At 41.0% G+C, this 18,995-nt stretch carries 17 protein-coding genes; 5 read left to right on the forward strand and 12 right to left on the reverse strand.

Translation table 11 applies throughout. The annotated features are described in order from the left end of the window. Window positions 1–40 precede the first annotated feature (40 nt). Window positions 41–403: a helix-turn-helix domain-containing protein gene (locus tag BDD30_RS00995; protein ID WP_015834223.1), complete on the forward strand. Its 363-nt coding sequence runs from the start codon at window positions 41–43 to the stop codon at window positions 401–403. Next, window positions 400–1,680, forward strand: coding sequence for a type II toxin-antitoxin system HipA family toxin (locus tag BDD30_RS01000; RefSeq protein WP_015834222.1), 1,281 nt, complete (start codon window positions 400–402; stop codon window positions 1,678–1,680). Before BDD30_RS00995 ends, BDD30_RS01000 begins: the two co-directional genes overlap by 4 nt. 133 nt (window positions 1,681–1,813) lie before the next feature. Here the strand turns inward: BDD30_RS01000 and BDD30_RS01005 are convergent, their stop codons facing one another. The 7 genes from BDD30_RS01005 to BDD30_RS22975 form a co-directional block, all read right to left on the reverse strand. Next, the gene (locus tag BDD30_RS01005; protein WP_015834221.1) at window positions 1,814–2,293 is read right to left on the reverse strand and encodes a nuclear transport factor 2 family protein; all 480 of its coding nucleotides are present in this window, start codon (window positions 2,291–2,293) and stop codon (window positions 1,814–1,816) included. A gap of 24 nt (window positions 2,294–2,317) precedes the next feature. Further along, window positions 2,318–2,923 (reverse strand): TetR/AcrR family transcriptional regulator, encoded by a 606-nt coding sequence (locus tag BDD30_RS01010; protein WP_015834220.1) that lies wholly within the window; start codon window positions 2,921–2,923, stop codon window positions 2,318–2,320. A gap of 385 nt (window positions 2,924–3,308) precedes the next feature. Beyond that, window positions 3,309–3,635, reverse strand: coding sequence for a stress response translation initiation inhibitor YciH (gene yciH / locus BDD30_RS01015; protein ID WP_015834219.1), 327 nt, complete (start codon window positions 3,633–3,635; stop codon window positions 3,309–3,311). Next, window positions 3,625–4,371 (reverse strand): orotidine-5'-phosphate decarboxylase, encoded by a 747-nt coding sequence (gene pyrF, locus BDD30_RS01020; RefSeq protein WP_015834218.1) that lies wholly within the window; start codon window positions 4,369–4,371, stop codon window positions 3,625–3,627. Before pyrF ends, yciH begins: the two co-directional genes overlap by 11 nt. Window positions 4,372–4,415: 44 nt before the next feature. Further along, window positions 4,416–5,585, reverse strand: coding sequence for a lipopolysaccharide assembly protein LapB (gene lapB, locus BDD30_RS01025; protein ID WP_015834217.1), 1,170 nt, complete (start codon window positions 5,583–5,585; stop codon window positions 4,416–4,418). 89 nt (window positions 5,586–5,674) lie between these two features. Beyond that, window positions 5,675–6,016, reverse strand: coding sequence for a LapA family protein (locus BDD30_RS01030; protein WP_015834216.1), 342 nt, complete (start codon window positions 6,014–6,016; stop codon window positions 5,675–5,677). Window positions 6,017–6,311: 295 nt separating this feature from the next. Then, on the reverse strand, window positions 6,312–6,587 hold the full coding sequence (locus tag BDD30_RS22975) for a phosphatase PAP2 family protein (RefSeq protein ID WP_015834215.1): 276 nt from the start codon (window positions 6,585–6,587) through the stop codon (window positions 6,312–6,314). A gap of 379 nt (window positions 6,588–6,966) precedes the next feature. Between BDD30_RS22975 and ribA the strand changes: the two genes are divergently transcribed. Then, entirely contained in the window at window positions 6,967–7,566 is a 600-nt protein-coding gene (ribA, locus tag BDD30_RS01040) for a GTP cyclohydrolase II (RefSeq protein ID WP_041382792.1), read from the forward strand. Window positions 7,567–7,647: 81 nt separating this feature from the next. On the opposite strand, the gene acnA is transcribed toward ribA, so the two are convergent. Beyond that, window positions 7,648–10,323: an aconitate hydratase AcnA gene (acnA, locus tag BDD30_RS01045; RefSeq protein ID WP_015834213.1), complete on the reverse strand. Its 2,676-nt coding sequence runs from the start codon at window positions 10,321–10,323 to the stop codon at window positions 7,648–7,650. Window positions 10,324–10,570: 247 nt separating this feature from the next. On the opposite strand from acnA, the gene BDD30_RS01050 reads away from it, so the two are divergent. Continuing rightward, on the forward strand, window positions 10,571–11,398 hold the full coding sequence (locus tag BDD30_RS01050) for a hypothetical protein (protein WP_015834212.1): 828 nt from the start codon (window positions 10,571–10,573) through the stop codon (window positions 11,396–11,398). A gap of 50 nt (window positions 11,399–11,448) precedes the next feature. On the opposite strand, the gene cysB is transcribed toward BDD30_RS01050, so the two are convergent. Both cysB and topA read right to left on the reverse strand, forming a co-directional pair. Beyond that, window positions 11,449–12,423, reverse strand: a complete 975-nt coding sequence (gene cysB, locus BDD30_RS01055) for an HTH-type transcriptional regulator CysB (protein ID WP_015834211.1) — start codon at window positions 12,421–12,423, stop codon at window positions 11,449–11,451. A gap of 304 nt (window positions 12,424–12,727) precedes the next feature. Beyond that, window positions 12,728–15,328: a type I DNA topoisomerase gene (gene topA, locus BDD30_RS01060; RefSeq protein ID WP_015834210.1), complete on the reverse strand. Its 2,601-nt coding sequence runs from the start codon at window positions 15,326–15,328 to the stop codon at window positions 12,728–12,730. Between the two features lie 423 nt (window positions 15,329–15,751). On the opposite strand from topA, the gene BDD30_RS24925 reads away from it, so the two are divergent. Then, entirely contained in the window at window positions 15,752–15,919 is a 168-nt protein-coding gene (locus BDD30_RS24925; protein WP_387794712.1) for a DUF2498 family protein, read from the forward strand. 190 nt (window positions 15,920–16,109) lie between these two features. Here BDD30_RS24925 and BDD30_RS01070 read toward each other — a convergent pair whose 3' ends face one another. Beyond that, window positions 16,110–16,940, reverse strand: coding sequence for an alpha/beta fold hydrolase (locus tag BDD30_RS01070; RefSeq protein ID WP_015834208.1), 831 nt, complete (start codon window positions 16,938–16,940; stop codon window positions 16,110–16,112). A 404-nt stretch (window positions 16,941–17,344) separates the two neighbouring features. Then, window positions 17,345–18,391 carry a protease SohB gene (sohB, locus tag BDD30_RS01075; protein ID WP_015834207.1) on the reverse strand — a complete coding sequence of 349 codons (1,047 nt, stop codon included), beginning with the start codon at window positions 18,389–18,391 and terminating at the stop codon, window positions 17,345–17,347. Window positions 18,392–18,995: the final 604 nt, after the last annotated feature.

Genomic DNA, 18,995 nt, shown 5'->3' on the forward strand with positions numbered 1-18,995 from the left:
AGTCTCTTAACTATCAAATTTGAACTTATGAGGTGTGTTTATGGCTCTAATTCTTTATACTGAATCGGAATTACTGGCAGAACTTGGGCATCGCCTCCGGGAACATCGGCTACGACGTAACATGCTCCAGACAGAGCTGGCATCCAGAAGCGGTATTTCTGTTTCAGCGCTCAAAAAAATTGAAGGCAGCGGGCGGGGCACACTTGAGAATTTAATGAAGGTCGTCTTTGCTCTACGGCTGGAAAACGAAATTAAGTCACTGTTTATGCTACAACCGGTCAGCATTGCTCAACTCGAAGCCATGAAAGCGCCGGTCCGCCAACGCGCCCGGCGAACCCAACGTTCATCTCGGAAACCCTCCGGTAATGACCGCGCTCATCAATCAGGGGAGTCAAAAAAATGACAACGAGAAACTTTCAGTACCGGTCACTGGACCGACTACAGGTAATCTACAACGGTCGAGGAGAACAGTGGGTATTGGGTCATCTGGCCGAAAGTACCGTGCATGGCCGCTATTTATTTGAATACACCCACAAAGCGCTTGATAGCGGCATCGAATTCTCGCCTCTGCTACTACCACTTTCCACTGATACTTACGCGAATTTTGAATACTTTCAGGACTGGCTCCCTGGCTTCATCGCAGATTCCCTGCCGGATGGATGGGGACGGCTGCTGATGGACCGGTTCCTTCGCCGTAATCATGTCGATCCTGGGCGGATTTCCGTTCTAGAACGCCTTGCGTTGCTAGGCGATAACACGATGGGAGCTCTGACCTACCAACCTGCTCTGCCTTTACCAGACGACCAGGAAGACAAATATAGTATTCTGAACTTGACCGGGCTGGCCAAGCAAATCCGTAAGGAAGTCACCGGTCAAGACTCGGAAGCACTGCGTGAACTTTTCCTGCTTGGCGGCTCGCCTCACGGAGCCAGACCAAAAGCACAGGTAGAATATAATTCATCCACCGGCCAGATGAAAACGACGGCGTTCCCAGGGAGCAAGCCTTGGTTGGTCAAATTCCCCGCAGCAGAGGAAAATCCTTGGGTTTGTGCCCTTGAAGAAGCGTATGCCTGTGCTGCCAGAATGGCGGGCATTAATTTCCCCACAAGTCGCTATTTCCGCCTTGAAGGCGGACTCGCTGCATTCGGGGTCCAGCGATTTGATCGTGAGAATGGAATGAGAATGCCAGTACTGAGTATGGCCGGAGCCCTACATGCCGATTTCCGCTTACCCTGTATGGATTACATAGATATCTTACGGGCGACAGGCTCCATCACGCGCTCTGTTGTTGAACGAGAAATCCAAGCCCGACGTATGGTGTTCAATGTGTTGATGCATAATCGTGATGATCATGTGAAGAATTTCTCCTTCATTTTGAATGAAAGCAATGAGTGGGTAGTGTCCCCCGCCTATGATCTGACCTTTGCGGACGGCCCCGGCGGACAACATCAGACCTCGGTGGCCGGTCACGGAACGGATATTACCCGCACCATGTTGTTGAAGGTTGCCAATAATGCAGGCATCGCACCGGCCAGAATGAACCGCATTATTGATGAAGTAGCGGATGTCGCCGCCAACTTCGCTCATACTACACAGAATGTCACTGATGATATTCCCGCCGACGAACTTCATCAGGTCACGATCTGCATTAACCGCAATCTGTCCTGCCTCAAACGATAAATTCAGGGTACGAACCTTCTTGATTCTTCTGTTAATCAGAATCCGACGACAGAGAGTACTGCACATCAGCAGCATTCCGGCCGTCACCTGAAAAGAGTGGCGGCCAAATCTACAGCTTTATACTACGATTAAATTACAACCCTAATTCAGATAATCCGGGATGATCATCAGGACGACGACCCAAAGGCCAATGAAATTTTCGTTCAGATTCTTTTATTGGAAGATCATTAATGCAAGCATAGCGGTTGTACATCAAACCCTCTTCATTAAATTCCCAGTTCTCATTACCATATGAGCGAAACCAATTGCCGGAATCATCACACCATTCATAAGCATAACGAACCGCGATTCTATTATCAGTAAAAGCCCATAGCTCTTTGATCAGCCGATATTCGTGCTCTTTTTCCCATTTTCTGGTTAAAAATTCCTGAGCCTCCTTACGACTGTAAACAAATTCAGAACGATTACGCCAATGGGTATCCAATGAATAAGCTAATGATACTTTCTCAGGGTCACGGCTATTCCATCCATCTTCAGCCAAACGGATTTTTTGAATAGCAGTTTCCCGGGTAAACGGGGGTACCGGCTGACGAATTTCTTTTATATCAGACATGTTGTCTCCTAATTAAATTTTCCGTTAATTTACATCGCATTCACTTATTAATACTTTCGCAATATTCATCGCATCTAAAACACAATGCTTATCACTCATGACATGAGCCATGGTAATAGCACCTTCTATCAAAAGTAGAAATTTCCTCGCCAAATCTACCGATGAATCTGGTGATATTTCTTCACAAATAGAGAGAACATAAGTAAAAACTTTCTCTTTATGCTCTTTAGCAATTATTCTCACCGGATCATCAGGATTAAGGCGTTCACCAGAGGTATTGATAAATGCACATCCTCTGAAATCATCACTGTCGAACCATGTTTGTAATACCAGAAAAATATTTAATAATTTTTCTTTAGGCGTTTTATATTCGGCAATTGATGAGGTAAACCACCGCATCCAGCGTTCATCTCGCCGGCGAAGAACCTCTTCGACCAACCCATCTTTCGTACCAAAATAACGATAAATTGTCTTACGTGAAGAACCTGTGGTGCGCGTTATAAGATCAATACCTGTAGCAGCAATCCCCCTTGTATAAATCAGTTCCTCTACAGCATCCAACATGTTTTCCCTGATGCTGGGCACCTGCTCACCTTCCATGTTTTTCATGGTAGAACGATCATTCTCCATAGTCAACCTCTTTACTAAAAAAATAGATTTAAATTGTTATCTCTATGATTTAAAAACAATTATAATACTTATTGCCTTTTTCATCAAAGGTATTCATTTCCATATAATAATGACTTGAAATAAAAACAAATTAAAAAAATAATATTAAATTTCATATTGCTATTCCTTACTAAAATAGCAATGAAAAATAGAAACTTGTTTTTTAAAGAATAGAGAAATAATATCATCAAATTATTCTCATAGAAAATTCATAATAATTTATTGAGTCTCTTTATTGTAAATAATTTTTAATTTAAATATTTAGTAATATTATTAATGAATATCTTGAAATGCTATCAACAATCAAACTGAGAAATAAAATGAAGGGCGAATATCCGCCCTTCTATCAGCCACCAGCCAATTTAACTGTCATACCTTTGGCTTCAAGTAATTGTTTCAATAATTCTCTTTTATCGCCTTGAATTTCTACTTCACCATCCTTTACTGAACCACCACAGCCACATTTTTTCTTTAATTCAGCCGCCAGTTTGATCAGTGTCTGATCATCCGCGTCAATGCCAGTAATTACACAGACCCCCTTTCCTTTTCGACCACTGGTTTGGCGTTGAATACGTACAATACCATCACCTTTTGGGCGCTGAGGTTTAACCACCTCTTCCTGAATACGGCCTCTATCTGTGGAATAGACCAGACGCGAATTATTATCTTGCATTACAAGCTCCTGCAATAGATTGATTAATCTGACGCAATGCTGCCGCAGGATCAGCTGCACGAGTAATTGGACGTCCGATCACCATATAATCAACACCAGCCAATACCGCGTGTTCTGGCGTCATTATACGACGCTGATCACCGGCATCACTGCCTGACGGACGAATTCCCGGGGTGACTAATTGGAAGTCCTGACCGCAAACCTTTTTCAATTGTTGTGCTTCATGGGCAGAACAAACTACACCATTCAACCCGCATTCCTGAGTGAGTTTTGCCAACCTTTCAGCCTGTTGCGCAAGCGTAATATGAATACCAATGTCTTGAAGATCCGATTGTTCCATGCTGGTTAATACAGTGACCGCAATTAATAACGGAGCATCATTGCCATAAGATAGCAGCGCTTCTTTCGCAGCAACCATCATTCTGGCACCACCACTGGCATGTACATTCACCATCCAAACCCCCATTTCAGCCGCAGCAGCCACTGCTCTGGCTGTCGTATTAGGAATATCATGGAATTTTAAGTCCAGAAATACTTCAAAACCACGTTGGTGTAGCGATTTAACAAACTGAGGACCATTAAGGGTAAACATCTCTTTACCCACTTTCAAACGGCAATCCTGTGGATCAATTTTGTCGGCAAAAGCCAGTGCAGAATCTTGGTTGTCGTAGTCTAAAGCAACAATTACAGGCGAGCTAATCGGTTTACCGAATGATGTTAAGGTATGCGATGTCATTTTTTAACCTTTTTGACCAACAAAGAAATATTACTGTGACACTGTCACTGACCATCCAACCCACGAATAGGTTTAATAGAATCCCACAAACGACATGATGGACAGTGCCAATAAAGTGAATGAGAAGTAAAACCGCATTTGCGGCAACGATAATCAGGTTTGGTACGAATTTGTTCACCAACCATGTCCCGGAGCAAAACAATACTTTCTTTCGCCCGGCCTTCTTCTGCTTCAGCCAAATGATAATCCATCAGACGACAAAACAAGCGCATTGTCGGGTGACGTTTCAGTTGATGGTTGATATAGATCTGCGCAACTTCATGCCCTTCTTTCTGTTCAATAATATCAGCCAGCATAAGCTCAGCCGTTGCGCCACCATTCTCTTCCACACAACGTCTCAGGAAATTCTCCCATTCATCACCCTGATTTAAGTGCTGATAACATTCCTGGAGCATGGGCAACGATTCACTGACGAGTTCTTTATCCTGCTCAAGAACAGATTTCAAAGCATCTGCCGCTTTGATGTACTCCTGTCGAGCCATAAACAAACGTCCCAACATAATAGAAACTCTGGCGCAATTTTTATCTGCCTGAACCGCTTTATTGAGATAACCAATAGCCTCATCAAGATCATCACCGCTCATTTCTTGCAAAGCCAGTTCACAATAAAAATGGGCAATTTTTTGCCGTAACTCATGTTTACCTGATTTAACTAGTTTTTCAGCAACATCAATCGCTTTTTTCCAGTCACTGGTTGACTGATAAATAACCAGTAACGATTGAAAGGCATTTTGCCGAAATTCTTTTTCATTCACTAACTGAGCAAACATATTTTCAGCGCGATCATATAAACCCGCTGACATGTAATCACGGCCTAATTGTTGGACTGCAAGCAAGCGCTGATCAAATGTCAAAGAAGCACTTTCTATAAGAGATTGGTGAATACGAATAGCCCGCTCCACTTCCCCTCTGGAACGGAACAGATTCCCCAACGTCAAGTGAGCTTCAAAAGCAGAGCTGTCCTCTTTAAGCATTTCAAGGAACAAATCCACTGCTTTATCCTGCTGGTTTGAAAGGAGAAAGTTAACCCCAGCGACATATTCTCGTGATAAGCGATCAGCATTTTGTTGCTTATCCTGTTGAGCACTTCTGCGCCCCATATACCAACCATAAGCAGCGGCCACGGGAAGCAACAGAAACAGCAGCTCTAACATAGGAGTTCATTCCCTATTAAGTATATACCCGTCATCTTTCAAGTTGCCTCTTTGTTGGCTGCACTCACTCACCCCGGTCACAGAGTTCTCTATGCTACCGGGGATTCGCTCCCTGGCTGTCGCGATGCATCTTGAAATCCATTGGGTATAGGCGATGAATGATCAACCGGAAGCTCCAGTTGTGCTTCCAGTCTCTTAATCTTGCGTTCTGCCCTTCTTAATGACAAACGAACACGAAGATAGAATAATCCACAGATAACCCAGCCTATCACTAAACCACTCGCAAACAATACGGCCAAAAGTGCAGATACAGAATAATCCCCTTTAGCAATCAGATAGTTAAAAGTAACAACCTGATCATTATTTGCCCCAAGAGTCACAGAGATGACAAAGATCACCAATACCAGTAATAAAATCAGAAAATATTTCACGTTTTTTCCTGTTATCTATCGTTGCGTGGATATTATGCCAAATAACCGGCATAACGACCCGTTAAATTAGCATTTCCAGTCTGGACAAAGGAAGTAATTTATCACGATAAATGCGCCTTTTAGCTTTTTCTTCATGTCTTCTCATTAACGTAGTGTAAATCAGGAAGCAATTACATATTAACACCTTATTTGAAGTGAGAACGTTGTATACCCGTTATCTTTCAAGTTGCCTCTTTGTTGACCACTTTCACTTACCCCAGTCACAGAGTTATCTATGAGACTGGGGATGCGTTCACTAGCTGCCGCGCTGTAACTCGAAATCTATTTCCGCCGTTTCATTTTTCCAGTGAATGAGTTGCCATTGAGGAATACGATGATCAATTCTCAGATATTGTTCCAGTAACTTAGCTCGCTGTTTTCGCTTTTCGCTGATACTGATAAAATCCACCCGCTGGTACTTGGTAATTTTTTGCTGACCAGACGATATAGGGACGAGGCTCCTTAACAGTATTTTTAATTGATCTCTTTTTCCCTGTCCGACTAAAAGCCTCGCTGTAACAATCGCAACCAAATATTACCCAGTATTTCAAACCACAGGCTCTCCTTCATAGGTTGCCATTTGCCACCCTTCTACCAATGCTGCTATAAATGGAAGTAATAAAATCAGTGTTACTACAACAATAGGCTTGATGAATTTATTCATATCTGATACCAAATACTTTTATGTACATTTTAGAAATCTACTTATAACTTAACACACTGATGTTATAACGATTATTTACATATAATTATTTAAAAATTTTCACAGATAATTTGTTACAAATATGGCAAAATATATACACGTTATAACCAGAGAAAATCTCTTATGCAGTTTCAGCTGATTTCCCAGACCGGTATTGTTTCTTTTATCTATTCTTATAATGAGTCTGAATCAACATATGAAAAATAAAATGCAATTAAAACGAGTAGCTGAGGCTAAATTACCTACACCATGGGGCGACTTTTTAATGGTCGGTTTTGAAGAAATTTCTACCGGACGAGATCATGTCGCATTGGTGTACGGTAATATTTCTGATAATGAACCCGTTCTCTCCAGGATACACTCAGAATGTCTGACAGGTGACGCCTTATTCAGTTTACGTTGTGACTGTGGCTTTCAACTTGAATCAGCCCTTGACCAGATCGCTAAAGAAGGGAAAGGTATATTACTTTATCATCGACAGGAAGGCCGTAATATTGGCTTGATAAACAAAATTCGGGCCTATGCGCTACAGGATAAAGGCATAGATACAGTGGAAGCTAATCATCAGCTGGGTTTCGCCGCCGATGAACGTGATTTCACTTTATGCGCAGACATGTATAAGTTGTTGGGGGTTAATGCTATTCGTTTGCTGACAAACAACCCTAAAAAAGTAGAAATTATGAACGAAGCAGGGATTAACATTGTGGAACGCGTTCCGCTAATTGCCGGGCGCAATCCTAAAAATGCTTATTATCTAGATACCAAGGCCAACAAATTGGGGCATTTATTACCTAAAGATATTACCTAAGAACTTTAAATTATTTTTTAACTCAACTTAAGCAAACAAAGACGACGCTGATATTAGCGCCGTCTTTATGCCGTGTAAAAATTATTTCAACATATGACGAATAACGTAATGCAAAATACCGCCATTACGGAAATAATCTAGTTCAGTCTTGGTATCAATACGACACCGAGCGTCAATAATTTCTTTGCGTCCATCAGCATAAGTCATTTTTACCGGCACCGTTTGACCAGGCTTGAGATTATTCATCCCTTCAATATCAATCGTCTCATCACCCCTCAGATTCAACGTCTTACGGTTTATGTCCTGAGGAAACTCTAGCGGTAATACACCCATACCAATCAGGTTCGAACGGTGAATACGTTCAAATGACTCTGCAATAACCACCCGAACGCCCAATAATCGGGTTCCCTTCGCGGCCCAATCTCTACTCGAACCAGAACCATATTCTTTACCCGCAATCACAGCTAACGGTATTTTTTGTTGCTGATAACGCATGGCCGCATCATAAATCGCTAATTGTGTCTGTGATGGTATATGACAGGTATATCCTCCTTCTACGCCAGGAATCATCTCATTACGGATACGAATATTAGCGAAAGTACCACGCATCATAACCTCATGATTACCACGCCTTGAGCCATAAGAATTAAAATCCTTAGGAGCAACACCATGTTCTTGAAGATAGCGCCCTGCCGGGCTGTCAGCCTTGATATTTCCCGCAGGGGAAATATGGTCTGTCGTTACAGAATCACCAAGAATAGCCAATATATTGGCGCCATGAATATCCGTTATAACTTCCGGCTCTACTGTCATATCACTAAAGAATGGCGGGTGACGAATATAAGTAGATTCGGGCTGAAAGTCATAAGTTGCAGAACTTGCGACTTCTAGTAACTGCCATGTCTCATCACCATCAAATACTTCGGCATACTCTTTGTGAAACATATCGGTTTTAACTTTATCAACCGCTTCGGCAATTTCTTTGCTGTTAGGCCATATGTCTCTCAAATAGATATCATTACCTTGCTGATCCTGACCAATAGGTTTTTTAGTCAGGTCCTTTTTCATACTGCCGGATAAAGCATAGGCCACAACTAATGGCGGTGATGCCAGCCAGTTAGTTTTTATCAAAGGATGAATACGGCCTTCAAAGTTCCGGTTGCCAGACAGGACAGCTCCGACGGTAAGATCGGCTTGTTTAATCGCTGCTTCAATAGGTTCAGGCAATGGCCCAGAGTTACCAATGCAGGTTGTACAGCCATAACCGACCAGATTAAAGCCAAGTTTCTCCAAATATGGCATAAAACCAGCAAGTTCAAGGTAATCAGTCACCACTTTCGAACCGGGCGCCAGTGAGGTTTTTACCCATGGCTGGCATTTGAGCCCCTTTTCAACCGCTTTCTTCGCCAGCAAACCTGCTGCCATCAGAACACTCGGATTAGATGTGTTGGTACAGGATGTAATCGCTGCAATCACGACAGCACCATCTTCTAACTCATAAGTGCGGTTATCCAGATTTATCAGTGCTGAAGCGACTTTTCCCTGAGTTTTATTCATTTCCAAGTCAATAGCTGACTGAAATGCCTGTGGTACCCGAGCTAAAGCAACTCGATCCTGTGGACGTTTCGGTCCTGCAAGACTCGCTTCCACTATAGACATATCCAGCTCGAGGCTACTGGTGAATATCGGTTCATCACCTGGATTTCTCCATAACCCTTGGATTTTAGAATATGCTTCAACCAACACTATCTGCTCTTCTGTACGCCCCGTTAACCGCATGTAATTCAGGGTAATATCATCTACCGGAAAGAAACCACAAGTTGCCCCATATTCTGGTGACATATTGGCAATTGTTGCCCTGTCAGCCAATGGCAGCCCAGCTAATCCATCACCATAAAATTCGACAAATTTCCCAACTACACCATGTTTACGTAACATCTGAGTCACTGTCAGCACCAAGTCTGTCGCCGTAATACCTTCGCGTAACTTGCCAGTGAGTTTGAAACCAACGACATCAGGGATAAGCATGGAAACAGGTTGCCCTAACATAGCCGCTTCAGCTTCAATACCACCCACACCCCATCCCAAGATACCAAGACCATTGATCATGGTGGTATGAGAATCAGTACCAACCAAAGTATCAGGATAGGCCAGCTCTCTCCCATTATGCATTTCATGCCAAATTGTTTTACCCAAATATTCTAAATTTACCTGATGGCAAATCCCGGTTCCTGGCGGGACAACACGAAAACGATTAAACGCTTTTTGCCCCCAACGCAGAAATAGATAACGTTCATAATTACGTTCCATTTCTAATTGAACATTTTGTTCAAACGCATTTTCCGTGCCAAATTTATCCACCATGACTGAATGGTCAATGACTAAATCAACGGGTGACAGTGGATTGACCCGTTCAACATCTCCTCCAAGTCGTAGAACCGCTGCCCTCATCGCCGCTAAATCAACGACAGCAGGTACACCAGTAAAATCTTGCATTAATACACGAGCTGGCCGGTAAGCAATTTCCCTGTCTGCATGACCGGTATTTTGCCAATCAACAATAGCCTTTAAATCATCAACCACAACAGAGTTGCCATCAATATTGCGAAGAAGATTTTCCAGAAGAACTTTCATTGATTTAGGCAATCGGGAAATATCGCCTAAATGTTTCGCCACCAGTGGTAAACTGTAATAATCATACTCTTTACTTGTAGTGGAAAGTGTTGAAACACAAACCTTTTTTAAATCAAACGACATAACTCCTCCTTCTTATTATCCTGGCATAACTTAAAACCATCTTAATAATAATGGCACAAATTAAACATAACATATAAGCAGGTATTTGTTTTTTATTGCCACACAATTTGCTAATTCAGTGTATCCATCAGAATTTCAGTAATAAATTTTGATAATTTAGTCGGGTAAACAATCGAATGATAATCGGATAGAATTAGTTTGCCATCAATTGGATTTAAATGATTAATCAAAAGAATAAGGATAAATTATGGATATGAAAAACTCAATTATGAATCACCAGGAACATATCGAGAAAATCAATGAAGCCAATAAGTTCTTTCACGTCGATGACGCTTATTTTAATATAGAAAATACAAATAAATACAATGAGAAAGATGGTTTAGTACAATTTATTGTAGCAAAACAATTATCTGATCAAAAAGATGTCTTAGAAAAAACCAATAGCTTAAGTCAGACATTGATTGCCCTGTCCTCCATCGTCACTAATTATGTAAATAAATATGCAGAAAAGCATGGAGAGCAATATAAAACAGATATGGAATTCTGGAGTAAGGCAGTAAGCAAGCTACCTTTAATGGGAACTAGCAAAGTTGAGTCTAAAAACTACACAGATTCATTAAATGGTCTCAGTATCTCAAAAAGTTTTCTTCATTTTATTATGAATGTTGTTGTGTTTGAAAATACAGATATGCTGACAGATTTCTCCCATTTTCTTACAAAACAAGGAGAAACGATTCGTTTAGGTATACGGAAAAACAAAGGCTTCTATTCTACTGTCACATTGGCTATTGCCATAGATACCTTAGTTGTAGGAGAGAAGACCGTGTATATTCCTAAACTGAAGCTTTATCAAGTTAATTTTGATAGCAATAACTCAAACTTTTTATCAAGTTGTGCGTCTAATGAAAATGTCAATATTGATTTCAGATATTCATCTTTAATATCGGTCTTTGACTATGAAGCTCTCGAACATCCCGATGTTAAAGCCAGCTTTGATAATTTCATTAATAAGCAGAGAAAAACATCAATAGAAGATTCAGATAATTTCTTCAGTGGTGAATTTGACTCGCTCTGATAAATAAATTCCGGGAGATAATGGCAATCATTATCTCCCTCACTATTTTATTACACAATTGGCAACTTGATATCTTTAAACATTGCTTCAATATCTTCATTCGAACGTAAAGCAACTGCCTGATCAACGACATCACGTGTCAAGTGAGGCGCAAAGCGCCACATAAAATCATACATATAGCTGCGCAAGAAACTACTGCGACGAAAACCTATCTTAGTTGTGCTGTAGCCAAATTTATCACGCATATCAATGCAAATAAGATCTTTATCCTGTACCGGATCAACTGCCATGCTAGCTATAACCCCCACGCCTAATCCCAATCGGACATAAGTTTTAATGACGTCAGCATCAGTAGCAGTAAAAACAATTTTAGGCTTTAAGCACACTTTATCGAATGCAACATCTAACTCAGAACGACCAGTAAAACCAAAGGTATAAGTGACCAATTGATATTCAGCCAATTCTTCAATTGAAACATTCTCTTTACCCGCCAACGGATGATCCGGGGTAACAACTAATGTCCTATTCCAATGGTAGCAGGGCAACATTATCAGATCTTCGTACAAATGCAGTGCTTCAGTTGCAATAGCGAAATCAGCACTACCTTTGCACACAGCTTCAGCAATTTGCGTTGGAGATCCCTGATGCATATGCAAAGAAACCTGCGGATAACGTTCAATAAAGCCTTTAATCACAGGAGGTAATGCATAACGAGCCTGTGTATGGGTGGTAGCAATATATAGAGAGCCACGATTCGGATAAGTATGTTCACTAGCAACTGACCGTATTGCATCAATTTTGGACAATACTTCACGGGAAATTCGGACAACCTCTTCACCTGCGGGAGTAACATGCGTCAGGTGCTTACCACTACGGGAAAAAATCTGAATACCTAATTCATCTTCAAGCATCCTAACTTGTTTGCTGATCCCTGGTTGAGACGTATACAGCCCTTCAGCTGTAGATGAAACATTAAGGTTGTGGTTTACCACCTCCACAATATAACGAAGTTGTTGTAATTTCATATAAGTACCATCCCAGAATAAACGCTGTGAACAATTATGACTTAAAACTTAGCCTGATATTGCTGTTTGCTATTTATTATAACTAATAGAAATAATTTTATCGTCGCATATAACCACTATAACACGATTATATATTTATATAACGAATAATTGAAAAATCATAATGAAAGTTATACCCGTATTTCAATTCAAACATTTTAAAATTTTGTAGATAGATGAAAAAAGCCAACCTAATAAGGTTGGCTAATAGAAGAAAATGACTTCTTTTTGAGAAAAAAGAGAGTGTTAATTCTCTCAATAATTATTACTTTTTATCTTTCTCAATCCATTTTCCATCAACATAGAACACGCTCCACCCCGTTGCCTTGCCATTTTTTTCTGAAGCAGCATATTGCTGTTTAGTTTTACGGCTGAAACGGATAACAGTCTTGTTACCTTCAGCATCTGCCACAGGCGCGTCGGCCAGATAACGTAATTTTTCCGGCAAGCGGTCTTTAAAACGAGCCAACTCTTCTACCAACGGTGCTCTCGTTTCCCTGGATTTAGGGAAAGTATTAGCGGCTAAAAATACGCCAGCCGCACCATCACGCAATACAAAATATGCGTCAGACTTTTCACAAGGCAGCTCTGGTAATGGAACTGGATCTTCTTTTGGTGGAGCAACTTCTCCACTACGCAGGATCTTACGGGTATTTTTACAAGTTTCGTTGGTACAACCCATGTATTTACCAAAACGCCCCATTTTCAGGTGCATTTCAGAACTACATTTATCACATTCAATAACTGGGCCGTCATACCCTTTAATGCGAAACTCACCTTCTTCCACTTCGTAACTATCACAAGCAGGGTTATTACCACAGACATGTAATTTACGTTGGTTATCGATGAGATAACTGTCCATTGCTGTACCGCATTTTTTACAACGGCGACGAGCACGCAGCGCATTTGTTTCCGCCTCATCCCCTTCCAGAATATTGAGAATTTCATTTTCAGGAATCAGGTTGATCGTCTGTTTGCAACGTTCTTTTGGTGATAGGGCATAACCAGAACAGCCCAAGAAAACCCCCGTAGTTGCAGTTCGAATTCCCATAGGACGATCGCAGGTCGGACACGCAATGGAAGTTATTACCATAGGATTAGGCCGCATCCCCCCATCTTCTGGGTCTTTATTGGCGACTTCCAGCTGTTCACTGAAATCAGTGAAAAACTCATCCAGAACCCCTTTCCATTCAGCTTTATTACTTGCAACCTGATCAAGCTGGTCTTCCATCCGTGCGGTAAAATCATAACTCATCAGCTCGTTGAAGTTTTCTTCCAGCCGATCAGTAACAATCTCACCCATTTTCTCCGAATAAAAGCGACGGCTTTCTACCCGAACATAACCACGATCTTGAATCGTAGAGATAATGGAAGCATAGGTAGATGGACGACCAATACCACGTTTTTCCAACTCCTTAACCAAAGATGCCTCACTGTAACGTGCTGGTGGTTTAGTAAAGTGCTGGCTTGGGATCAGTTGTTGTAAGTCAAGTTCAGTACCAACCTCAACAACCGGCAACGTGTGATCTTCATCACCTTTACGCAGCGCAGGCATCACTTTTGTCCAACCGTCAAAACGTAATGTACGGCCTTTAGCTCGCAATTCAAAATCGCCAGCCTGTACAGTCAGCGTTGTGGAATCATATTTTGCCGGTGTCATTTGACAAGCAACAAACTGACGCCAGATAAGCTGATAGAGCTTTTGTGCATCTGCATCCATGTCTTTCAGTTGCTCAGCCATGACATCAACACTGGAAGGACGAATCGCTTCATGCGCTTCTTGTGAATTTTCTTTACTGCTGTAGGTATTCGCTGTTTTCGGTAGGTATTTGTCACCAAAGTTATCACTGATATAGCCACGAACCATATCCAGCGCATCCTGACTCAGATTAGTTGAGTCAGTACGCATATAGGTAATATATCCAGCCTCATACAAACGCTGAGCCATCATCATGGTCTTTTTAACACCGAACCCTAAACGCGTACTGGCCGCTTGCTGCAATGTGGATGTGATAAACGGTGCGCCTGGTTTACTGGATGTAGGGCGATCTTCACGATCAACCACCTTATAGCGGGCTTTTTCCAGTAAAGATACAGCAGCCTGAGTTTGTTCACTATTAACTGGCTTAAACGGTTTACCCCGTTTATGCGTCACTTCCATATGCAGTGAAATTTCACCTTTCGCCAGCAAATCAGCATGTAACTGCCAATATTCTTCTGGTACAAACGCTTTAATTTCTCGCTCTCTTTCGACAACAAGACGCACTGCTACGGATTGCACACGACCAGCAGAAAGCCCCCTTGCAACCTTCTTCCACAGCAGCGGCGAAACCATATAACCCACCACCCGATCCATAAAACGACGGGCTTGTTGGGCATTTATCCGGTCAATATTTAATTCACCCGGTTTATCAAATGCCTGTTTGATGGCGTTTTTAGTAATTTCGTTAAAAACAACCCGGCTAAAACGATCACTATCACCACCAATCACCTCCCGCAAGTGCCATGCAATGGCTTCTCCTTCACGGTCAAGATCCGTTGCGAGATAAACATGATCTGCTTTTTCAGCCAGTGATTTCAGTTCTGCCACAACCTTTTCTTTGCCTGGCAAAATCTGATAATTAGCTTCCCAACCGCGGTACGGATCAACCCCCATACGGCTGACTAATGCCGCTTTCTCATCTTTTTTGACCTTCTTCTTAGACTTATCGGTAGATGAGCTTGAGCTCTTTTGACTGGCTGAACCGCTGGTCGGCAAATCACGGATATGACCAACGCTGGACTTCACCACGTAGTCACTTCCCAGATATTTATTGATTGTTTTGGCTTTTGCCGGGGACTCCACTATTACAAGAGCTTTACCCATAGTTATCTTTACCTAAATTGTCTTTTCAGATGGCGGAATTCACAGCGCCATATCACGGTATTTAAAACCTCTTTTTATATTGCGATAGATTCTCAATATATCAACTTATTTTTATTCAGCTGATTTGCCTGAACTCAAAACACATTGAATTATCTAAGGTATTTTAGATACCGCACATGGACTATGCAAATGAATGAAGCGATCGTCGTAAACAAAATCTTCCATCTGCATTACGAAAAGTCCACACTCTACCTGATAAAAAATGATGCGCAACAAATTATTTTTAACAAAGGCAGATAAACACAAAACAAACGACACCGATTAAACACGAACAATTATTAGAAGAAACCAACTATCATTATCCACTAACATGAGGATTTGATGCATGGTATGAATGCGAACAGTGCGGAGTAAAAAGGGGAAATATTCGTATTCGGTAGTAAATTTTTTCTAAATGAAAATGGTTTTCCTACAACCAAAAACACCACTATTTTTAATATGTTCAAACACCTGATACAAATCCCGCCAAGACAATATCATCTCGAAATTAATAATAAAAACTTATCGAGCAACAAACAGGCAGATATATGAAAGTGATATAAGAGTATATCTGCCGGGTATATATACCCAATGGATTTCAAGATGCATCGCGACGGCAAGGGAGCGAATCCCCGGGAGCATAGATAACTCTGTGACCGGGGTGAGTGAGTGCAGCCAACAAAGAGGCAACTTGAAAGATAACGGGTATAAAACACGTTAGACCAGAAATCTCAGGTATTTCTTACTCTTCCAGAGTGAGATCCGAGAAAAAACCCGCCATCAGGGGATTAAACAACCCAGGCGCTTCCCAAAATGGTCCGTGGCCAAGATTGAGCAAATTATATACTCGACCAGTCCAGAGATTTTTGTAAGTTATTCCATTGATGTAGTCGATATTAACAAACAAATCTTCTACACCATTGACAATAGCCAGTGGAGTTGGGTTGGTCTCAACTAATAAACGTTGATCCATGACATCCGGTGAAACAGATGCTTCAGACATATATTGCCGAGCTAAACCATCAGTCCGAGCAACTGCGGCTCTAAGAAATGGTTCACAAAGCGCATCTTTTCCATACAACGCGAGGGTATAATCGGTAATCTCCTCTTCAGTCAGTGAAGCTTTACCTGACATTGCCATAAACCGGCTTGGTTTAAATCCAAGAGCGACATTCTCTGCACCAGGACTAACCGGAGGCGTACCACAAATCATCAATCCCACAATACCCGGGAATCTCGAGATTATTTCCAAACCAATATGACCACCCAGCGACCAACCAAAAACAGCAACTTTGTTGATGCCTAATTTCTCCAATACTTCAATAATGCAAAGAGCATAACCTGGTATCGAATAAGTCCGGCGTGGGTCCACTGCATTTGATGAAGCACCATGCCCCGGTAAATCAATAGCCAAAATTCGGTATTCGTCACCAAAACAGTTAATTTGGTGGTGAAAAACGTCTTTACAACTTGAATTACCATGTATAAGGAGCACCGGTAATCCGTCACCGCCAGTATCAGCAACAGAGATGACAGCATGACTGGTATGAATATCGTATTGTGAAATAGCCATAATACTTTATTTCCTTATGAAATTTATTATATTCTCGGAATTATATAGCGCTATGTAAAAGTAATTTGCACTTGTTTTGAAGATTCACAAATAAAACACATAAATACGAAATCAGAGTATCAATGTTTGATGTAGAAAAGCCTGCTACTCATCACACAGGAGAAGGGGGACGTGAAACAAATTATGTCATACCTGTAATATTTTGAAAGGAGCAAACTATCTGATTCTTCAGGGAAATGACTGCATAATAATGAATAGAAAATGAAGATCGACCCGTTCAATGAAAACATTAATCAGGCAAGTTATTGGAAATAATATCAAGGCGCCTTTCCTTTAAGCGTTGAGATAAAACGCTATTTGAAGTACGCCAAGATACTATTATTCATCAAAACAGCGGTATTTTATCAAAACAGAGGTTTTTCCCCTCTTTGCCACCAGCGTAATAACAACTTATCAATACTTTCCATTGTACTGCTGGTAAAACGCTCTACTATGCGCTTACGGCGTGAATAGCTGACACCAATCACTTCACAATTATCTATTTGAGCAATTAACAGATCATCACTGACACCAACTTCATCAATCAATCCCTTCTCTTTCGCCTGAGTGCCATACCAATATTCGCCTGTAGCCACATTTTCCACATCAAGTAATGGACGGTGTATATGAATAAACTCTTTGAACAATTGGTGAGTCTGGTTAAGATCTTCCTGGAATTTTTTCCGGCCTTGCTCTGTATTTTCACCCAAAAAAGTCAGAGTCCGTTTATATTCTCCTGCCGTATGCAGTTCTACATCGATATCATTCTTTTTCAACAACTTGTGAATATTGGGGATCTGAGCGACTACCCCAATAGAACCAATAATGGCAAATGGTGCAGCAATAATACGATCAGCAACACAAGCCATCATATAACCACCACTGGCAGCAACTTTATCCACCGCAACAGTTAAACGAATCCCCTTCTGACGCAAACGAGCAAGCTGGGAGGCCGCAAGCCCATAGCCATGAACCATTCCGCCGGGACTTTCAAGACGCAATAATACTTCATCTTTTGCATCAGCAACTGCCAAAATCGCACTAATCTCTTCACGTAATGAATCGACCTCGTGTGCATCTATACTACCTTTAAAATCCAGTACATAAAGACAAGGTTTCTGTAATCCTTTCTGACCTGCTTTAGCTTCACTCTTCTTCTGCTTAGATTCGATCTTTTGCTGCTTATTAAACTCTTTCTGCCATATTTTCCTCTCAGCTTCTGTCATACGAGCTCGCTGCATTTGACGCTGTTTATCCCGGTACGTCTCACCAAGGTCTGTTAGTTTCAACTCTCCTTTTGGCGAAGATTTACGCATCCCTATGCCAATACCAAATATAGCCAGAACAATCACAGCCAACACCAGCGTTACCACTTTGGCTAAAAACAACCCATAAAGAGATAAATACTCCACAAATCCACCTTTTTCTTCACAACATATGATAATCAATATTACTTATTCACTAAGAATAAGCATATATAATTTTTTTCAATTAAAAACAATATCTAAAGCAGATATGAACACAATTATGTACAAATAAAAACGTCCAATATATCGGGATCAATAGCTGATTCTACACCATTAGACAGGAAATATGGGGATCAATTCAGAAATGAGAGATAGGTTACAAAATCACAAAAAACCAAGAGCCTCTTCCAAGCACGATGACCGCTACGACTATCTGAAAGAAAAGCGGGAGCTCATTGAACTGTGGGAAAGCAAGCTATTGTTACTATAAATTTATAAAAATTTCACAATTCCAATTTTCTGTCATAATTAAATTAAATCATGAAGTTAAATCTCCCTCTTTGATTCTCACGGTTCGTTATAATTATTTAAAATCAAAAAAACATAAGGTTTATTATTAAACATAAGATTAATATTATATACCCAATAGATTTCAAATTGCAGCGCAGCGGCAAGAAGAGGCAACTTGAAAGATGACGGGCATATAAAAAACAAAAATAAAAAAATAATTATTGTTATTAACGCAGATCACAATCTTTGATTTTTTTCA

The organism is Photorhabdus asymbiotica (assembly GCF_003634575.1).
In the GTDB taxonomy this organism is placed as follows: domain Bacteria; phylum Pseudomonadota; class Gammaproteobacteria; order Enterobacterales; family Enterobacteriaceae; genus Photorhabdus; species Photorhabdus asymbiotica.